Origin of the sequence: Pseudomonas sp. CCI1.1 (assembly GCF_034348165.1) — a bacterium.
GTDB classification, from domain to species: domain Bacteria; phylum Pseudomonadota; class Gammaproteobacteria; order Pseudomonadales; family Pseudomonadaceae; genus Aquipseudomonas; species Aquipseudomonas paracarnis.
In genome coordinates this window covers 5427058-5444275 of sequence record NZ_CP133780.1, presented here as the reverse complement: position 1 = coordinate 5444275, position 17218 = coordinate 5427058, and the positions used below count along the sequence as shown (strand labels likewise).

At 60.9% G+C, this 17218-nt stretch carries 18 protein-coding genes; 11 read left to right on the top strand and 7 right to left on the bottom strand.

The features are described from left to right. Nucleotides 1-8: 8 nt before the first annotated feature. Nucleotides 9-1358: an aspartate aminotransferase family protein gene (locus RHM69_RS24515; RefSeq protein WP_200599562.1), complete on the bottom strand. Its 1350-nt coding sequence runs from the start codon at nucleotides 1356-1358 to the stop codon at nucleotides 9-11. 126 nt (nucleotides 1359-1484) lie between these two features. Here RHM69_RS24515 and RHM69_RS24510 point away from each other — a divergent pair, with 126 nt between their 5' ends. From RHM69_RS24510 to RHM69_RS24485, 6 genes are all read left to right on the top strand, one after another. Next, entirely contained in the window at nucleotides 1485-2405 is a 921-nt protein-coding gene (locus RHM69_RS24510; RefSeq protein ID WP_003188270.1) for a LysR family transcriptional regulator, read from the top strand. An 88-nt stretch (nucleotides 2406-2493) separates the two neighbouring features. Further along, nucleotides 2494-3888 carry a uracil-xanthine permease family protein gene (locus RHM69_RS24505; protein ID WP_200599560.1) on the top strand — a complete coding sequence of 465 codons (1395 nt, stop codon included), beginning with the start codon at nucleotides 2494-2496 and terminating at the stop codon, nucleotides 3886-3888. Between the two features lie 87 nt (nucleotides 3889-3975). Beyond that, a complete protein-coding gene (locus RHM69_RS24500; protein WP_060767985.1) occupies nucleotides 3976-4635 on the top strand; it encodes a TetR/AcrR family transcriptional regulator in 660 nt (219 codons plus the stop codon). 12 nt (nucleotides 4636-4647) lie between these two features. After that, nucleotides 4648-5229 (top strand): IMPACT family protein, encoded by a 582-nt coding sequence (locus RHM69_RS24495; protein WP_014716775.1) that lies wholly within the window; start codon nucleotides 4648-4650, stop codon nucleotides 5227-5229. Between the two features lie 56 nt (nucleotides 5230-5285). Continuing rightward, complete coding sequence (locus tag RHM69_RS24490; RefSeq protein WP_003188266.1) at nucleotides 5286-5972, top strand: SDR family oxidoreductase; 687 nt, start codon at nucleotides 5286-5288, stop codon at nucleotides 5970-5972. Between the two features lie 146 nt (nucleotides 5973-6118). Then, nucleotides 6119-7477 (top strand): 8-oxoguanine deaminase, encoded by a 1359-nt coding sequence (locus RHM69_RS24485; protein ID WP_020301940.1) that lies wholly within the window; start codon nucleotides 6119-6121, stop codon nucleotides 7475-7477. Between the two features lie 135 nt (nucleotides 7478-7612). On the opposite strand, the gene RHM69_RS24480 is transcribed toward RHM69_RS24485, so the two are convergent. Then, nucleotides 7613-8704: a calcium:proton antiporter gene (locus tag RHM69_RS24480; protein WP_003188263.1), complete on the bottom strand. Its 1092-nt coding sequence runs from the start codon at nucleotides 8702-8704 to the stop codon at nucleotides 7613-7615. A 193-nt stretch (nucleotides 8705-8897) separates the two neighbouring features. On the opposite strand from RHM69_RS24480, the gene RHM69_RS24475 reads away from it, so the two are divergent. Beyond that, the gene (locus RHM69_RS24475; protein ID WP_038448751.1) at nucleotides 8898-9851 is read left to right on the top strand and encodes an adenosine deaminase; all 954 of its coding nucleotides are present in this window, start codon (nucleotides 8898-8900) and stop codon (nucleotides 9849-9851) included. Nucleotides 9852-9978: 127 nt separating this feature from the next. On the opposite strand, the gene RHM69_RS24470 is transcribed toward RHM69_RS24475, so the two are convergent. The 3 genes from RHM69_RS24470 to RHM69_RS24460 form a co-directional block, all read right to left on the bottom strand. Further along, a complete protein-coding gene (locus RHM69_RS24470) occupies nucleotides 9979-11349 on the bottom strand; it encodes an MFS transporter (RefSeq protein WP_198833881.1) in 1371 nt (456 codons plus the stop codon). Nucleotides 11350-11550: 201 nt separating this feature from the next. Beyond that, the gene (locus RHM69_RS24465; protein WP_019817875.1) at nucleotides 11551-12237 is read right to left on the bottom strand and encodes an ArsR/SmtB family transcription factor; all 687 of its coding nucleotides are present in this window, start codon (nucleotides 12235-12237) and stop codon (nucleotides 11551-11553) included. A 135-nt stretch (nucleotides 12238-12372) separates the two neighbouring features. Continuing rightward, nucleotides 12373-13302: a LysR family transcriptional regulator gene (locus RHM69_RS24460; RefSeq protein WP_200599558.1), complete on the bottom strand. Its 930-nt coding sequence runs from the start codon at nucleotides 13300-13302 to the stop codon at nucleotides 12373-12375. Between the two features lie 117 nt (nucleotides 13303-13419). Here RHM69_RS24460 and RHM69_RS24455 point away from each other — a divergent pair, with 117 nt between their 5' ends. From RHM69_RS24455 to RHM69_RS24445, 3 genes are all read left to right on the top strand, one after another. After that, nucleotides 13420-13713: a putative quinol monooxygenase gene (locus RHM69_RS24455; protein WP_003188253.1), complete on the top strand. Its 294-nt coding sequence runs from the start codon at nucleotides 13420-13422 to the stop codon at nucleotides 13711-13713. Nucleotides 13714-13849: 136 nt separating this feature from the next. Continuing rightward, nucleotides 13850-14863, top strand: a complete 1014-nt coding sequence (locus tag RHM69_RS24450; protein WP_130175375.1) for a zinc-binding alcohol dehydrogenase family protein — start codon at nucleotides 13850-13852, stop codon at nucleotides 14861-14863. A gap of 146 nt (nucleotides 14864-15009) precedes the next feature. Beyond that, complete coding sequence (locus tag RHM69_RS24445; protein ID WP_014716767.1) at nucleotides 15010-15189, top strand: hypothetical protein; 180 nt, start codon at nucleotides 15010-15012, stop codon at nucleotides 15187-15189. An 8-nt stretch (nucleotides 15190-15197) separates the two neighbouring features. Here the strand turns inward: RHM69_RS24445 and RHM69_RS24440 are convergent, their stop codons facing one another. Together RHM69_RS24440 and RHM69_RS24435 are read right to left on the bottom strand one after the other, a co-directional pair. After that, nucleotides 15198-16391, bottom strand: a complete 1194-nt coding sequence (locus tag RHM69_RS24440) for a multidrug effflux MFS transporter (RefSeq protein ID WP_020301944.1) — start codon at nucleotides 16389-16391, stop codon at nucleotides 15198-15200. Between the two features lie 87 nt (nucleotides 16392-16478). Beyond that, the gene (locus RHM69_RS24435; protein WP_014716765.1) at nucleotides 16479-16676 is read right to left on the bottom strand and encodes a heavy-metal-associated domain-containing protein; all 198 of its coding nucleotides are present in this window, start codon (nucleotides 16674-16676) and stop codon (nucleotides 16479-16481) included. Between the two features lie 147 nt (nucleotides 16677-16823). Between RHM69_RS24435 and RHM69_RS24430 the strand changes: the two genes are divergently transcribed. Further along, nucleotides 16824-17204: a hypothetical protein gene (locus RHM69_RS24430; RefSeq protein ID WP_020301945.1), complete on the top strand. Its 381-nt coding sequence runs from the start codon at nucleotides 16824-16826 to the stop codon at nucleotides 17202-17204. The last annotated feature ends 14 nt before the right edge of the window (nucleotides 17205-17218 follow it).

Sequence of the window (17218 nt, the reverse complement as noted above, 5' to 3'; positions counted from 1 at the left end):
AGGAGAAATCAGTCGATCTTGTTCAGCACTTCGCCGACCGCGTCAAACAGACGGTCCAGGTCCTGCGGCTTGCTGTTGAAGGTTGGCCCGAACTGCAGGGTGTCGCCGCCAAAACGCACATAGAAACCGGCCTTCCACAATGCCATGCCGGCCTCGAATGGACGCACGATGGCATCTCCATCACGCGGGGCAATCTGAATCGCACCGGCCAGGCCGTAGTTGCGAATGTCGATCACGTTCTTGCTGCCCTTCAAACCGTGCAGCGCATTCTCAAAGTGCGGTGCGACTTCGGCTACGCTCTGCACCAGGTTTTCTTTCTGCAACAGGTCCAATGCCGCCAAGCCCGCCGCGCAGGCCACCGGGTGCGCCGAGTAGGTGTAGCCGTGGGGGAATTCCACGGCGTATTCCGGCGTCGCCTGATTCATGAAGGTCTGGTAGATCTCGCTACTGGCAATCACCGCGCCCATCGGGATCGCGCCGTTGGTGACTTGCTTGGCGATGCACATCAGGTCCGGTGTCACGCCAAAGCTGTCGGCACCGAACATCGAGCCGGTGCGGCCAAAGCCTGTGATCACTTCGTCGAACACCAACAGGATATTGTGCTGGTCGCAAATTTCGCGCAGGCGCTTGAGATAACCCTGCGGTGGCACCAATACGCCAGCGGAACCGGCCATCGGCTCGACAAACACGGCTGCGATGTTCGACGCATCATGCAGCTCGATCAGCTTGAGCAACTCATCGGCCAAGGCAATACCACCCTGCTCCGGCATGCCCCGGGAGAAGGCGTTGCTGGCCAGCAAGGTGTGAGGCAGATGGTCGACGTCCATCATCGCCTGGCCAAACAGCTTACGGTTACCGTTCACACCGCCCAGGCTGGTACCAGCAATGTTCACACCGTGGTAACCACGGGCTCGACCAATCATCTTGGTCTTGGTGGCCTGACCTTTGAGGCGCCAGTAGGCCCGCACCATCTTCACTGCCGTATCGGCACATTCAGAGCCCGAATCGGTGAAGAACACATGATTCAGCTTGCCTGGGGTCAGGTCGGTGATCTTTTCCGCCAACTGGAAGGACAACGGATGACCGTATTGGAAGCCTGGGGAGTAGTCCAAGGTGCCCAATTGCTTGGCGACCGCTTCCTGGATTTCCTTGCGCGTATGCCCGGCGCCACAGGTCCACAGGCCCGACAACGAATCATAGACCTTGCGCCCCTTGTCATCGGTCAACCAGCTACCCTCGGCGGCCACGATCAGGCGTGGATCGCGCTGGAAGTTGCGGTTGGCGGTGTAAGGCATCCAGTGCGCATCCAGCTTCAATTGGCTGGCCAGTGACGATGGGGCGTTTTCGGGCATGTTCATCAGCAAAACCTCGCAGGGCAAAAGGCAGCGTCGGGATTGAAAAAGCGTTGTTGCAGCTAAATTGCCACGGGGATAAAGTCGGTGAAATCCAACTCTTCTAACCTTCAGTCAGGCCTTCACTAAACTATGAGCAGCCGTCGTCCCGACCCTTTGGCCCAAGTCAGTGACTTCGATATTCGCTTGCTGCGCATCTTTCGCAGCGTGGTGGAGTGCGGCGGCTTCTCGGCAGCGGAAACCGTCCTTGGCATCGGGCGCTCGGCCATCAGCCAGCAGATGAGCGACCTTGAACAACGGCTCGGGCTGAGGCTCTGCCAACGCGGCCGCGCCGGGTTCTCTCTGACAGAAGAAGGCCGCGAGGTCTATCAGTCTGCCCTGCAACTGCTGAGTGCCCTGGAAAGTTTTCGCACCGAGGTCAACGGCCTGCACCAACATTTGCGCGGAGAGTTGATCATTGGCCTCACCGACAATCTGGTGACCCTGCCCCATATGCGCATCACCCACGCATTGGCGCAGTTGAAGGAACGCGGCCCGGACGTGCAGATCCAGATTCGCATGATCGCCCCCAATGAAGTGGAGCAAGGCGTACTCGACGGTCGCCTGCACGTCGGTGTGGTGCCCCAGGCCAGCGCACTGTCGGGCCTGGAATACCAGCCGCTGTACAGCGAACGCTCCTTGCTCTATTGCGCGGTCGGCCACCCGCTGTTTTACGCCGACAACAAGCAACTCGACGACGAACGCATCGACAGCCAGGATGCCATCGCCCCCACCTTCCGCTTACCCGCGGAAATCCAGGCCCATTACCAGGCGCTCAACTGCACCGCCAGTGCGTCAGACCGTGAAGGCATGGCGTTCCTGATTCTCACCGGGCGTTATATCGGCTATTTGCCCGATCACTACGCCAGCCTATGGGTGCAACAAGGCCGACTACGTGCGCTGAAACCGGCGACACGTTTTTACGATTTGAGCCTGGCATCGGTCACGCGCAAGGGCCGTCGCCCTCATTTGGTGCTGGAAAGCTTCCTCGAAAGCTTGGCCGCCACCCGCTAACTCGGGCCTTGCACAAAAAGCTGAGCACATGGACAGCTTTTTGCAAGAGCTCAAGGACCTTGAACCGTCCGCCTTGAGTTGACCCGCCATGCCCCCAGAATCCTCCAGCCCCAGCGACCTGATCTACGGCCTCAACGACCGGCCGAAACCACTGCCCGCTCTCCTCGCGGCGCTGCAACATGTCCTGGCGGCGTTCGTCGGCATCATTACGCCGCCGCTGATTATTGGCTCCACCCTCGGCCTCACCGCCCACTTGCCCTACCTGATCAGCATGGCGTTGATGGTTTCCGGCGTAGGCACCTTCATCCAGGCACGCAGGCCGTTTGGCATCGGTGCCGGCATGATCTGCCTGCAAGGCACCAGCTTTGCGTTTCTCGGCGCCGTATTGTCAGCAGGCTTTCTGGTGAAGCAACGCGGTGGCAGCCCGGAAGACATTCTGGCGATGATTTTCGGCGTGTGCTTCTTCGGCGCGGCGGTGCAGATTGTATTGAGCCGCTTTATCAGCCAGTTGCGCCGCGTGATCACTCCCCTGGTGACCGGCATCGTAATTACGCTGATCGGCATCAGCCTGATCAAAGTAGGCATCACCGACCTCGGCGGTGGTTTCAATGCACCGGACTTCGGCGCTCCCGCCAACTTGGCGCTGGGCCTGTTCGTTGTATTGACGATCATCCTGCTCAACCGCTCGAACACGCCCTGGGTACGCTTGTCGGCCATCATCATCGGCCTGGCCCTGGGCAGCCTCGCGGCGTGGTTCAGCGGCAAACTGACTCCCCAGGCGTTGCCTGACCTGCCATTGGTCAGCCTGCCTAGACCATTCCGCTTTGGTTTCAACTTCGACTGGAGCGCCTTCCTGCCGATTGCGCTGATTTATCTGATCAGCAGCATCGAAACCGTCGGCGATCTCACCGCCAATTGCATGATTGCCCGCCAGCCCATCAGCGGCCCTTCTTATATAAGCCGGCTCAAGGGCGGCGTGCTCGGCGATGGGGTGAGCTGCATGATCGCCGCCACCTTCAGCGCCTTCCCCAACACCACGTTTGCGCAGAACAATGGCGTGATCCAACTCACCGGCGTGGCCAGCCGTTACGTCGGTTTGTACATCGGCGTGTTGCTGTTCTGTCTGGGCCTGTTTCCATTGATCGGCGCCGTGCTGCAGCAAATCCCCAAGCCGGTGCTGGGCGGCGCCACCCTGGTGATGTTCGGCAGTGTGGCCGCGGCCGGCGTGCGCATTCTCGCCCAGGCACCGCTGGATCGACGCAGCATGCTGATCATCGCCACCTCGTTCGGTGTTGGCCTGGGTATCGCCGCGCAACCTAACCTGCTGCACCTGATGCCGACACTGGTGCAGAACCTGTTCGACTCCGCCATCACCAGCGGCGGTATCACCGCCATCCTGCTGTGCCTGTTACTGCCGGAGGCCAAGGCAAGTACCGCCGCCGCAAACCACAGCCCGGAACGCGACAGCCTGGAGCCGCTTTGACGGTTTTATTGCATCAGGACTTGTCTGAGGCTTGAGGGTGGGTTATCTGTGCACACGTCGTCTCTATCGATCAGCACGGAAACCTCCATGAGCCTCGAAGTTCCTGCCCACAGCAACCACGGCGGTAAACCCGCCAGCCGCATTCGGCAAAAGAATGAACAAGCGATTCTCCAGGCTGCTGAAGATGAATTCGCGCGCCATGGCTACAAAGGCACCAGCATGAACACCATCGCTGCCAGTGCCGGGCTGCCCAAGGCCAACTTGCACTACTACTTCACCAACAAGCTGGGCCTGTACGTCGCGGTACTGAGCAATATCCTCGAACTGTGGGACAGCACCTTCAACGCGCTGACCGCCGAGGACGACCCGGCCGTGGCGCTCGCTCGCTACATCCGCACCAAGATGGAATTCTCGCGCCGCCAACCCCAGGCTTCGCGGATCTTCGCCATGGAGATCATCAGCGGTGGCGAATGCCTCACTGAATATTTCGGCCAGGACTATCGGGCCTGGTTCAGTGGCCGTGCCGCAGTGTTCCAGGCGTGGATCGACGCCGGCAAAATGGACCCCGTCGACCCTGTGCACCTGATCTTCCTGCTGTGGGGCAGCACCCAGCACTACGCTGACTTCGCCACCCAGATCTGCCGTGTTACCGGTCGCACCAAGCTGACCAAGCAGGACATGGAAGATGCTGGCACCAACCTGATCCATATCATTCTCAAAGGCTGCGGCATCAAGCCAGCCCTATAAACGAAGCGATTTATGTCTTTTACGCTCACCGGCTTTTGCGAGTTTCGTGAAGAAATACGCAAAAGTCGCTTTATCACCTTGGCGGCGCCGATTACCAGCCCGCAGGACGCCCAGGCGTTTTTCGAGCAACACAGCGACCTCAACGCCACGCACAACTGCTGGGCCTGGAAGCTGGGCGATCAATACCGCAGCAGCGATGACGGCGAACCCGGAGGCACCGCCGGGCGCCCGATTCTTGCAGCCATCGAGGCCCAGGGCTTTGATCAGGTGGCCGTCTTGGTGATCCGCTGGTACGGCGGCATTCAACTGGGCACGGGTGGATTGGCCCGCGCCTATGGCGGCGGGGCCAATAAATGCCTGCAAAATGCCGAGCGCATCGAGCTGATCAGCCGCGTCCCCCTGCGTTGCGCCTGTGGCTTCTCCGAACTGAACCTGGTGAAGCTGCGTGTCGCTGAACTCGGCGGGCTTGTGGTGGAAGAAACCTTTACCGCCAACGGCGTAGAACTGCAACTCGCCCTGGGGGAGGCGCACATTGACACCCTGCAAACCCAGCTCGCCGACCTGAGCCGTGGGCGCATCCTGCTCGAACGCTGAAACTGCTACTGTTATGCGCTGAACTCCCTGAACCGCGATTTCAAAGGAAGCCTTTCATGTCTACGCCAAAAACCGCACTGATCATCGGCGCCTCGCGCGGGCTGGGCCTTGGCCTGGTCAAGCAACTGCTCCAGGACGGCTGGGACGTGACCGCCACCGTGCGCGATCCGAACAAGGCCGATGCGTTGAAAGCCGTGGGGCCGGTGCAGATCGAGAAGTTGGACATGGACGATCAGCAAGCCGTGATCGCCCTGGCCCAACGCCTGAAAGATCGCACCTTTGACCTGCTGTTCGTCAACGCCGGCGTCAAAGGCCCGGCCAATCAGGAGCCCGGCCACGCGACCCTGGCGGAAGTCGGCCAGTTGTTCTTTACCAACGCCGTGGCGCCGATCAACCTGGCCCAGCGTTTTGTCGGGCAGATCCGCAAAGACACCGGCGTGCTGGCCTTCATGAGTTCAGTACTGGGCAGCGTGACCATTCCCGACGGCTCGGACCTGGCGCTGTACAAAGCCAGCAAGGCCGCCCTCAATTCGATGACCAACAGCTTTATCACGCAACTGGGCGAGCCCAAACCGACGGTGCTGTCGCTGCATCCAGGCTGGGTGAAGACCGACATGGGCGGCGAAAACGCCCACATCGACGTCGAGACCAGCGTGCGCGGCCTGGTGGACCAGGTAAATGCCTACACCGGCAAAGGCGGCCATCACTTCGTCGACTACAAAGGCGACACCATCGCCTGGTAAGTGGCAAAGGGTCGTTATCGACCAATTGCCGTCGATAACGATCCACGCGTAAACTGCCCTCCTCGCCCTCCCCGGCGACCCTGGATCAGCAGACAGGGCAACACTGAGCTGGCAAACCTGAACCCATCATTCAGAGGAGCCGGCCAATGCCTGCGACCCGTATCTGGTTAAAAAACCCCCTCGCGATTTTCACCGCCAATGGCCTCGATGCCCGTGGCGGCCTGGTGCTGCAAGACGGTGTCATCACCGAAGTGCTGGCCCAAGGGCAAGCGCCTGCGCAGCCTTGCGCGCAGGTGTTCGATGCCCGCGAGCATGTGGTGCTGCCTGGGCTGATCAACACCCACCACCACTTCTATCAAACCCTGACCCGTGCCTGGGGCCCGGTGGTCAACCAGCCGCTGTTTCCCTGGCTGAAAACCCTGTACCCGGTATGGGCGCGACTCACCCCGGAAAAACTCGCCCTGGCCAGCAAAGTCGCCCTGGCCGAATTGCTGCTCTCGGGCTGCACCACGGCGGCCGACCACCACTACCTGTTCCCCGATGGTTTGGAAAACGCCATTGATGTGCAGGTAGACAGCGTGCGTGAACTGGGGATGCGCGCCATGCTCACCCGCGGTTCCATGAGCCTGGGCGAAGCCGATGGCGGCCTGCCGCCGCAGCAAACGGTGCAGCAAGGCCAAGTGATTCTCGAAGACAGCCAGCGCCTGATCCGCGAATATCACCAGCGCGGTGACGGTGCGCAGATCCAGATCGCCCTGGCGCCGTGCTCGCCGTTTTCCGTCACCCCCGAAATCATGCAAGCCAGCGCCGAGCTGGCCAACCAGTTGGACGTGCGCCTGCACACCCATTTGGCGGAAACCCTTGATGAGGAAGATTTCTGCCTGCAACGCTTCGGGCTGCGTACCGTGGATTACCTCGACAGCGTCGGCTGGCTTGGCCCGCGCACCTGGCTGGCCCACGGCATTCACTTCAACCCGGACGAAATCGAGCGCCTGGGCGCAGCCGGCACCGGCATCTGCCATTGCCCAAGCTCGAATATGCGCCTGGCCTCCGGCATTTGCCCGACCCTGGACCTGCTCGCCGCCGGCGCCCCCATCGGCTTGGGCGTTGATGGTTCCGCCTCCAACGACGCTTCGAACATGATCCTTGAAGCCCGCCAGGCCCTGTACATCCAGCGCCTGCGCTACGGCGCGGAAAAGATCACCCCCGAAGGTGTGCTCGGCTGGGCCACCAAGGGCTCGGCGCAGTTGCTGGGGCGTACGGATATTGGCGAGTTGGCCGTCGGCAAGCAGGCGGATCTGGCACTGTTCAAGCTCGATGAGCTGCGCTTCTCCGGCAGCCATGACCCCATTTCCGCGCTGCTGTTGTGCGGTGCGGACCGGGCAGACCGGGTGATGATCGCAGGTCAATGGCGGGTGATCGACGGCCAAGTCGAAGGGCTGGATCTGAAAGGCTTGATCGCGGATCACAGCCAGGCAGCGCGCCAGTTGATCGCAGGCACCTAAGCCAGGCACCAATCAAAATGTGGGAGCGGGCTTGCTCGCGAATGCGCTGTGTCAGTCAGTACATCTGTGACTGAACCACCGCATTCGCGAGCAAGCCCGCTCCCACATTGGGTCTGCGGCGCCGTTCAAGTCGGGTTACAGCCCCAACAGCGACAGCATGATAAAGGTCGCAAACAACACAAAATGCGTCATCCCTTCTATCGCATTGGTTTCACCATCGTTGAGGTTGATCGCGCTGACGATCAGGGTGATAAACACCATCACCGTTTGCACCGGCGTCATCGCCATCTGGAACGGCTGCCCGGTGTAGAGCGCCATGGCTTCCATCACCGGCACCGTCAGGATCACCGTAGACAACGAAGCCCCCAGCGCGATGTTGACCACCGATTGCATGCGGTTGGCCAACGCGGCGCGCAGTGCCGTGAGGATCTCCGGCGCGGCCGAGATAGCCGCCACCACAATCGCGGTAATCACCGGCGGTGCGCCGGTCCCTTCCAGGCCCAGGTCGAGGGTCTTTGACATCACCTCGGCCAGCGCCCCAATCACGATCACCCCAAACACCAGGGTCGCAATGGAAAACGTCAGGCTGACAGACGGCGCGTGCTCGTCTTCCGGCTGTTTCTTACGGCGTTTTTCCGGATAGCTGTAGCTGAAGAAATAACTGTGCGGCCCCACCTGCATGCGCAGGAACAAGGTGTAAAGCACCACCATCGCGCCAATGGTGAAGGCCGAGTAAATTTTCCAGTCCGCTTCGGGGATAAATTCCGGCACCACCATCGACACACCCATGGCAGTAAGAATCATCACACTGTAGGTGCGCGCCGAGTCATCGTTGTAGGACTGTTCGCCATGCTTGATGCCGCCCATCAGCGCGGCCAGGCCGAGGATGCCGTTGATATCGAGCATCACCGCTGAGTAAATGGTGTCGCGCACCAGCGTCGGCGATGGCTCGTTGCTCATCATGATCGCCAGGATCACCACCTCCACCAATACCGCGGCGAGGGTCAGGATCATGGTGCCGTAGGGGTCACCGACTTTTTCCGCCAACTGCTCGGCGTGATGAGCCACGCGCATCGATGCCATCACGATAAACGCGATCAGCGCGAAGCCGGCCAGCAGCGCGACCAGTTGGCCGCTGTGGAGCATCCAGTGTTCCAGCGGGTAGGCGGCGATGGCGGCAATCAGCGCCAGCAGCATGAATTTTTCTTGCTTGAGGGATGTGAGCATTCCGGGCCTTTTCATACAGCGAATCAGTCATTGATGGGGTACAGACTGCGCCGAGCCACTAACGTTTCGTTACACCTTAGTTCAGGCCGCCCTTGCGTGAGTGACAGAAATACTCTCCTGCTGGTCAGGTTTTGCCGATTATTTCAGCCATGGCCTGTAGAATGCCGCCATTGCACCTGATGAGAATTTAAAAATGTACGATTGGCTCAACGCCCTGCCCAAGGCTGAATTGCACCTGCACCTGGAAGGCTCGCTGGAGCCTGAGCTGCTGTTCGCCCTGGCCGAGCGCAACAAGATTGCGCTGCCATGGAACGACGTCGAAACCCTGCGCAAGGCCTACGCCTTCAACAACCTGCAAGAGTTTCTCGACCTGTATTACAAGGGCGCCGATGTGCTGCGCACGTCCCAGGATTTCTACGACCTGACCTGGGCCTACCTGCTGCGCTGCAAGGCCCAGAACGTGATTCACACTGAACCGTTCTTCGACCCGCAAACCCACACCGACCGTGGCGTGCCGTTCGAAGTGGTGCTCAACGGCATCGCCGCCGCACTCAAAGACGGCGAGCAGCAACTGGGCATCACCAGCGGTTTGATCCTCAGCTTCCTGCGCCACCTGAGCGAAGACGAAGCGCAGAAAACCCTCGACCAGGCGCTGCCATTCCGTGACGCGTTCGTGGCCGTGGGCCTGGACAGCTCGGAAATGGGCCACCCACCGAGCAAGTTCCAGCGCGTGTTCGACCGTGCCCGTCACGAAGGCTTCCTGACCGTGGCCCACGCCGGTGAAGAAGGCCCGCCCGAGTACATCTGGGAAGCCCTCGACCTGTTGAAAATCCAACGCATCGACCATGGCGTGCGCGCCATCGAAGACGAGCGCTTGATGCAGCGCATCATCGACGAGCAGATCCCGTTGACCGTGTGCCCGCTGTCCAACACCAAGCTCTGCGTGTTCGACGACATGGCCCAGCACAACATCCTCGACATGCTCGAACGTGGCGTAAAGGTCACCGTGAACTCGGATGACCCGGCGTACTTCGGCGGTTACGTCACTGAGAACTTCCATGCGCTGCACACCAGCCTGGGCATGACTCAGGACCAGGCCAAACGCCTGGCGCAGAACAGCCTGGATGCGCGGCTCGTGAAGCCATAACTGAATAGACCTGGACTCAACCTGTGGGAGCTGGCTTGCCTGCGATAGCGGTGCATCAGCCAGCCTCTTATTACCTGACCTACCGCTATCGCGGGCAAGCCCGGCTCCCACATTGACCCCATCAGCTTCAAGCCTGTGTGAGTTCTTCCAGGGTCTTGCCCTTGGTCTCCATCCCAAACAGCCACACCACCAGCGCCGCCACCGCAAAGCACAGCGCACCCAAGGCAAATACCCCGCCCTGCCCGGTTATCGGGAATACCAGTCCGGTTACCAACGGCCCCAGCAACGAGCCCACGCGCCCAATCGCCGACGCAAACCCCGAGCCGGTCGCACGTGCCGAGGTGGGATACAACTCCGGCGTGTAGGTGTACAGCACCGCCCACATGCCAAACAGGAAGAACTGCATCAACAACCCCGAGGTGATCAGCAGGCTTACGTTGCCGCCAAACACTGCGCTCTGCCCATACACAAACGCCATCACCCCGCCGCCCAGCAAGGTCACCACGCACACGGGCTTGCGCCCCCAGCGCTCGACCAACCACGCGGCCATCAAAAAGCCTGGGATTCCGCCCAGGGAAATGATCACCGTGTAATACACCGACTGAGTCACAGCAAAACCCGATTGCTGTAACAACGCACTCAACCACGACGTCAGCCCGTAGAACCCAAGCAGGGCGAAGAACCACACACTCCAGATCATCATCGTGCGTTGGCGGTACTGCGCGGACCACAGCTGCTGGAACGCGGAGAAAAACGTCCCCGGCGCACTCTCGATCCGTGGCAGGGCAATCGGCTCCGGCAAGTCGGCGCGGCCCAGGGAATCGCGCACCTTCTGCTCGATGCCAAGCAAGACCTTGTCCGCCGCCTCATGGCGCCCAGCCTGTTCCAGCCAACGCGGCGACTCCGGAATAAAGAAACGGATGGCCAGCACAAACACCGACGGTATCGCCAACACCAGAAAGATGTCGCGCCAGCCAATCACCGGCAACAAGAAGTAAGACAACACGCCCGCGGCCACAAAACCCAACGGCCAGAAGCCATCCATCAAGGCGATGTAACGGCCGCGTCGCTTGGCGGGGATCAGCTCCGACAGCATCGACTGGGCAATGGGAAACTCCATGCCCATGCCAATGCCCAGCAGGATCCGGAACAACGTCAGCGTCTCCACCGTCTGCGCCATGGAACACAGGTAGCTCGCCAGGCCCCAGAGTACGATGCTCCACTGGAACACCGGCTTGCGCCCGAAGCGATCAGCAAGCATCCCGGACAGCGAAGCGCCCACCACCATGCCGAAAAAACTCGAACTGGCCAGCAACCCGGCCTGGGCCGTGCTCAGGCCAAACTCGGCTTTGATCGAGCCCAGCAGGAAGGTCATCATCGCCAGGTCCATGGAGTCGAAGAAAAACGCCAGGGCGATGATGATGAAAATGACTCGGTGGTAACCGCTGATGGGCAACCGTTCCAAGCGCTCCGCCGCGCTATAACCCTGCCTACCCATGCCGCACCCCTCGTATGAAAAAATCCCCTTGGCGAGTGTGCGGCATCGTTTACGCCGGCTATTGCTGAATGCGACCTGACGACAGCTGAGAGCGACGCCAGCACCTGTAGGAGCGAGCTTGCTCGCGAAGAACGTTAACGATAACGCGGGGCATCTGGATAAAACGCGGCGCCCTCAAGTTTTTCACGAGCAAGCTCGCTCCTACAGCTTGGCAACGCGACCTATGTGCTCAAGCCCCCCGTCATTGACCGACAGGGCCCGTGACTCGTTGATCACGCTGATCCAGTTCGCCTGCAAAAACAGCTGCATCAAGCCCGCCCCCAACGCACCGCCCAGATGGGGTTGTTGCTGGCTCCAGTCGAAACAGTCGCAGGCCAGCGGCGATGCCAATGCCTGGGTAAAAATGCCCAGTTCCGCCAACGCTTGCACGCCCTTGGGCGTCACCTCGGTACGCTGCTCATGGCGCTCGATCCATCCGGCCTCAAGCATCCGTTGATACAGCTGCGCCGCCAGTTCACCGCCGAGGTGGCCGTGGCACCAGCGGGCGCGGCGCAGCAACGGCGGCGCTCGCAGCGCCGGTGGCAAAACATCCGGGGTGCTGCGGGCCGCGCTGGCCATGGTGGTGCTGGCCAATGCATCAATGGCGGTGCTGACATCAGCGGCCGCTAGCCTAAACAGGCGCTGGCCTCGCCGTGCCTCGATCCGCAACAGGCCGCTGCCGGTCAGCCGCGCCAAGTGTGCATTGGCTGACGCCGGCGACAAACCGGCCAGCGCTGCCAGCTCGTCTGAAGATTTCGCCGAACCGTCCATCAAGGCCCAGAGCATGGCCGTGCGTTTAGGCTCGGCGAGCAAGCTGGCGATCTGGCTGATGCAAGGTGCTGCTCCCATGTATTCACTCCCTGTTAAACCATTTTTTCTGCTGCGGTTGACGCCCAAGTATAGGTGCGCGGGCAGTAGGTTCCGCGGCGTCTGACAGTGCAGATCAGGACAGGATACGAGTGAAACTTCCGAGCGTGGCGCAGGCTATTGACGGGAAACCATGCGTCCCGGTCGCTGCGCCGTCAATGTCGCACAGCGGGACACGAGCATGTCCCGCAGCAGATTGATGGGTTTACTCAATTGCGCACGGTGGGCGCACAGCAGGTTGAGCGGGGTGCGCTCGCCCTGCAGTTCCGGCAGGATCAAACGCAAGCGCCCGGCCAGCACATCGGTGCTCACATCCAGCCAAGACTTGTAGGCGATGCCCATGCCCGCCACCGCCCAGCGGCGCACCACATCAGCGTCATCGCTGAAGCGATCGCCGCTGACCGTCAGGCTTACGTGGCGCTTGCCATCGTAAAAACCCCAGTGGTCGTGGACGCGGCTGCCGAGCATGTACAGCAGGCAATTGTGCTGGGCCAATTGTTCCAGATGCCGCGGCTCGCCATGCCGGACGAGGTAACTGGGGGCGGCGCAGAGTACGCGAATATTGTCCGCAGCAATGGGCAGCGCAATCAGGCTGGAGTCTTCGGGTTCGCCGTAACGCAGGGCAATGTCCACGGGCTGACGGAACAAGTCAGCAATGCGATCACCGAGCAACAGGCGCACGTTCAGTTGCGGATGCTCCTGCTGGAACGCATCCAGCCACGGCAACAGTTGGTTGCGGCCAAAATCCGAGGGTGCCGACAATTGCAGCACACCACTGACGTGATCCTGGCCACTGGCCAATAGGCGCCGCCCTTCATCCAGCGCACTCAGTGACGCCCGTGCGTACTCCAGAAAGCCCTCACCTTCGGCCGTCAGCCGAAGGCTGCGGGTAGAGCGCACCAGCAAGCGCGTGCCCAGTTGCTGTTCGATACGCTTGAGTGCAGCACTGGCCACCGCCGGTGACAGGTCCATGACCCGCGCCGCGGCCGACAGGCTGCCTAAGTCCGCTGCCCGCACAAACAACTGCAAATCATCAAAACGCAGCATGCATACCCGCTCATTATCAATATTTGGTTGAAACAGCCTGCTGTTTTAGCCGCTTTTATCGGCGTGGGAAATAGCCAATCATCTGCCCATCCCGTTAGCCCGTGCCAGGAGTCGACTATGTCCACCGCTTTTAATGTCATCGCCACGCTGATCGCCAAACCCGGCCAGCACGCCACCCTGGAAACCCTGCTGCGCGGCCTGCTGGAACCGACCCGCCTGGAAGCCGGTTGCGAGCAGTACGACCTGCACCAGGACCTGCAACACCCCGAGACCTTCTACATGCTCGAGCGCTGGAGCGACGACGCTGCGCTGGCCGACCACGACCAGAGCGCGCATATCCAGAGCTTTCGCGCCAAGGCCGCCGATGTGATCGAACACTTCGAACTCAAGCGCCTGAAATTTCTCGCCTGATCCCGCCTTTTTTTAGGAGCGAGCTTGTTCGCGAAAACCCCAAGGACGGCGCGCGAAACCAGAAACACCGCGTCATCGTTAACGATCTTCGCGAGCAAGCTCGCTCCTACCTTGACCGTATTCACTTGGAGTCATCATGAAAGCCATTGCCTACTACGCCTCACTGCCGATCAACGATCCAGAATCCCTGCAAGACATCGAATTACCAGCCCCCGTTGCCGGCCCCCGTGACCTGTTGGTGGAAGTCAAAGCCATCTCGGTCAACCCGGTGGACACCAAGGTGCGCCAGAACGTCGCCCCGGAAAATGGCGCCGCCAAGGTGCTGGGTTGGGACGTGGCGGGTGTGGTCAAGGCGGTCGGCAGTGACGTGACGTTATTCAAAGTCGGCGACAAGGTGTACTACGCCGGTTCCCTGGTACGCCCAGGCGGCAACAGCGAACTGCACACCGTGGATGAACGCATCGTCGGCCATATGCCCCGAAGCCTGGGGTTTGCCGAAGCGGCCGCATTGCCGCTGACCGCTATCACTGCGTGGGAGCTGTTGTTCGAACGCTTGCAGGTCGCTGAAGGCAAAGACGATCAAGGCCAGAGCCTGCTGATCGTCGGCGCTGCCGGTGGCGTGGGGTCGATCCTGACTCAACTGGCTAACCAGCTCACGGCGCTGAAGGTCATCGGCACTGCCTCTCGCCCCGAGACTCACGCATGGGCCAAGGCCCTGGGAGCGCATGTGGTGATCGACCACAGCCAGCCGCTGAGCGAAGTGTTGAAACAGGCCGGGCACGGGCAAGTCACCCACGTTGCCAGCCTGACCCAGACCGAGCATCACTTGGACCAACTGGTCGAAGCGCTGCAACCCCAAGGCAAGCTGGCGTTGATCGACGATCCCAAGGCCCTGGATGTGAGCAAGCTCAAGCGCAAGAGCCTGTCGCTGCACTGGGAGTTCATGTACACCCGTTCGATGTTCGAGACCCCAGACATGATCGAACAGCACAACCTGCTCAACCGCGTGGCCGAACTGATCGACGCCGGCACCCTGAAAACCACGGTGGGCGAGCACTTCGGCGTGATCAATGCGGCGAACCTGCGCCGCGCCCACGCCCTGCTGGAAAGCGGCAAGGCCAAGGGCAAGATCGTGCTGGAAGGGTTCTGAAAAAACGGCTGTCAGTGTCGTCCGTTATCCACGTAGGTAATGGACGACACCATTAGTCCGAGAGTTGATCCTTGTCATATTTATGAGCCCGTTCAGGTTTATATTGGCCGCCTTTGCCACGATTCTTTTACGTGAGGAAGTCAGCAATGAAAATCCTGATAAAAGCGTTAGCAAAATCCCCCGGCAGCCAATGGCAAGTTCGTCTCGACGGCGAGGCCATCACCTTTCGCAGTGAAGCCGAGGCCCGCGCCTTCGCCGACACGCTGCAGGCCCGGATCCAGGCTCCCCACCGCTTCCCCCTCAACCAGCAACGTTCCGCTGGCTGAACCGAACGTCAGACCTGCGCCTGTACGGCCCTTGCCCGTTGCAGGCGCTGGGTCGCCATGGCGATGGTCACCGCCAGCACCCCGCAGAGGCAGATGACCATGGCCATCGGCATCGCCGTGCCGTCGTGCAACACACCGACCAACGACGCCGCGCCTGCCGCCACACCAAACTGAATGCAACCGAGCAACGCCGACGCGCTGCCGGCCCGAGCCCCCTGCCCGCTCATGGCGCAGGCCGAGGTATTCGGCAAAATGCAGCCCAGGCTGGCGATGCAGATAAACAGCGGCACCAGCAACGGCCATAGCGCCTCGGTGCGCAACGCGGCAATTCCCAACAGCGTCAACGCCGCCGCCACGTACACCCACACGGTGCGCGACAGCAAAAACGCGGGGCCGCGCTTGGCGAGCAATCTTGCGTTCAGTTGCGCCACCAGGATAAAGCCCGCGGCGTTGGAGCCGAACAACCAGCCGTAATGCTCGGCCGGCACGCCATAGAGCTTGATAAATACGAAGGGGGAGCCGGCGATGTAGGCAAACATCCCGGCAATCGAGATGCCGCCGGTCAAGGCATAGCCCAGGTACACCCGGTCTGACAGTAGCGAGCCGTAGCGGCGCAACGAGCCCGACAACGGCTGACGCGGCTGATCGGCCGGGAAGGTTTCCGGCAACCCGACCGCCACGGCGATGGCCGCCATCACGCTGAACAACGACAACGCCAGGAAAATCGACTGCCAGCCCCACACGCCGACCATCAGGCCACCGGCCAATGGCGCCAGGATCGGGGCCAGGCCGGTCACCAGCATCAGTTGCGAATACACCTTGGCCGAGCCCACGGCATCGCATTTGTCACTGACCACCGCCCGGGAAATCACCATGCCCGCACACCCGCCAAGGGCCTGCACGAAGCGTGCACCAATCAACCATTCCAGGGACGGCGCATACGCACAGGCGAAGGACGCGAGGGTAAACAGGGTGACGCCGCTGAGCAGCGGCACACGCCGGCCAAAGCGGTCGGCCAGCGGCCCGTAGATCAATTGGCCAATAGCCAGGCCCGCGAAATACACCGCCAGGGTCAGCTGGATATGTTTTTCATCAGTGGCGAAGGCCGTGGCCATTGCCGGAAAGCCCGGCAGGTAAAAGTCGATCGCCAACGGCGCGAAGGCGCTCAAGGCGCCCAGAATCAGGATTATGCGAAGGTTCATCAGACACCCAAGTGAGTCGGCAGCTCAACAGTCTAGCCGCGCTTGGGTGCCATGAACATTACGTTAGGTGGCTAACGATCAGAAAAATCACGCCAGCTTGGCGCTGTAGCCTTCTTCGGTTATCAGGCCGATCACGTCATCTGCAGATAAGCGGCTTTCCACACCCACTTCTTTCGCTGCCAAATCCACCTTTACACTCGCCGCCGGATCCTTGCTCTGTACCGCCTGGGTCACCGCTTTAACGCAGTGGCCGCAGGTCATTCCTTCAACGCTGAATATTTGCATGACATGACTCCTTTGATGAGGTTGAGCCCAGTGTCGAGCTTGCCATGATGGCAAGGTCAAGTTCTCAGTATTTCTGCCGGGCTGGTATTCGGCGGCGACGTCGGCCAAGCTTCAACCTTCCTAGCTGTGAACCACGGAGCATTCGCCATGCGCTGGTCGTTTTTTGCCCTTGCCGGCCTGATGAGTTTGCCTGCCGCTGCGCCCCAGGCCCTCGCTGCTGAAGATTATGCGGTGCTGATTATTTCCCGCGAACGCCTGGAAGTGCCGACCCACTGCGAGATCGGCCTGTATATCCAGGACCAACTGGCCGGGCGTCTGTTCCAGGAACAGGCCACCGCCTTCAACCTTCCCCCTGGCGATGTGTCGTTGCGCCTGAAAGTGTTGCCGAGCCAGGCCCCCGGCTGTCTGCCAGGCATGCTCGCGCCACCCGCGCAGAACATCACCTTGAAAGCCGGTGACGTACGCAAATTACGCATTGCCCAGGGCCCGGACGGCATGTACCTCAAAGCCGCGGCATTGGAATACTGAAGGGGCTTGACCTT

Bases quoted from the DNA above. Each gene is read 5' to 3' on its own strand.
- RHM69_RS24505 (WP_200599560.1), top strand. From the start codon at position 2,494: ATGCCCCCAGAATCCTCCAGCCCCAGCGACCTGATCTACGGCCTCAAC.
- RHM69_RS24455 (WP_003188253.1), top strand. From the start codon at position 13,420: ATGTCCACCGCTTTTAATGTCATCGCCACGCTGATCGCCAAACCCGGC.
- RHM69_RS24510 (WP_003188270.1), top strand. From the start codon at position 1,485: ATGAGCAGCCGTCGTCCCGACCCTTTGGCCCAAGTCAGTGACTTCGAT.
- RHM69_RS24495 (WP_014716775.1), top strand. From the start codon at position 4,648: ATGTCTTTTACGCTCACCGGCTTTTGCGAGTTTCGTGAAGAAATACGC.
- RHM69_RS24515 (WP_200599562.1), bottom strand. From the start codon at position 1,358: ATGAACATGCCCGAAAACGCCCCATCGTCACTGGCCAGCCAATTGAAG.
- RHM69_RS24440 (WP_020301944.1), bottom strand. From the start codon at position 16,391: ATGAACCTTCGCATAATCCTGATTCTGGGCGCCTTGAGCGCCTTCGCG.
- RHM69_RS24435 (WP_014716765.1), bottom strand. From the start codon at position 16,676: ATGCAAATATTCAGCGTTGAAGGAATGACCTGCGGCCACTGCGTTAAA.
- RHM69_RS24475 (WP_038448751.1), top strand. From the start codon at position 8,898: ATGTACGATTGGCTCAACGCCCTGCCCAAGGCTGAATTGCACCTGCAC.
- RHM69_RS24430 (WP_020301945.1), top strand. From the start codon at position 16,824: ATGCGCTGGTCGTTTTTTGCCCTTGCCGGCCTGATGAGTTTGCCTGCC.
- RHM69_RS24480 (WP_003188263.1), bottom strand. From the start codon at position 8,704: ATGCTCACATCCCTCAAGCAAGAAAAATTCATGCTGCTGGCGCTGATT.
- RHM69_RS24445 (WP_014716767.1), top strand. From the start codon at position 15,010: ATGAAAATCCTGATAAAAGCGTTAGCAAAATCCCCCGGCAGCCAATGG.
- RHM69_RS24465 (WP_019817875.1), bottom strand. From the start codon at position 12,237: ATGGGAGCAGCACCTTGCATCAGCCAGATCGCCAGCTTGCTCGCCGAG.
- RHM69_RS24485 (WP_020301940.1), top strand. From the start codon at position 6,119: ATGCCTGCGACCCGTATCTGGTTAAAAAACCCCCTCGCGATTTTCACC.
- RHM69_RS24470 (WP_198833881.1), bottom strand. From the start codon at position 11,349: ATGGGTAGGCAGGGTTATAGCGCGGCGGAGCGCTTGGAACGGTTGCCC.
- RHM69_RS24490 (WP_003188266.1), top strand. From the start codon at position 5,286: ATGTCTACGCCAAAAACCGCACTGATCATCGGCGCCTCGCGCGGGCTG.
- RHM69_RS24450 (WP_130175375.1), top strand. From the start codon at position 13,850: ATGAAAGCCATTGCCTACTACGCCTCACTGCCGATCAACGATCCAGAA.
- RHM69_RS24500 (WP_060767985.1), top strand. From the start codon at position 3,976: ATGAGCCTCGAAGTTCCTGCCCACAGCAACCACGGCGGTAAACCCGCC.
- RHM69_RS24460 (WP_200599558.1), bottom strand. From the start codon at position 13,302: ATGCTGCGTTTTGATGATTTGCAGTTGTTTGTGCGGGCAGCGGACTTA.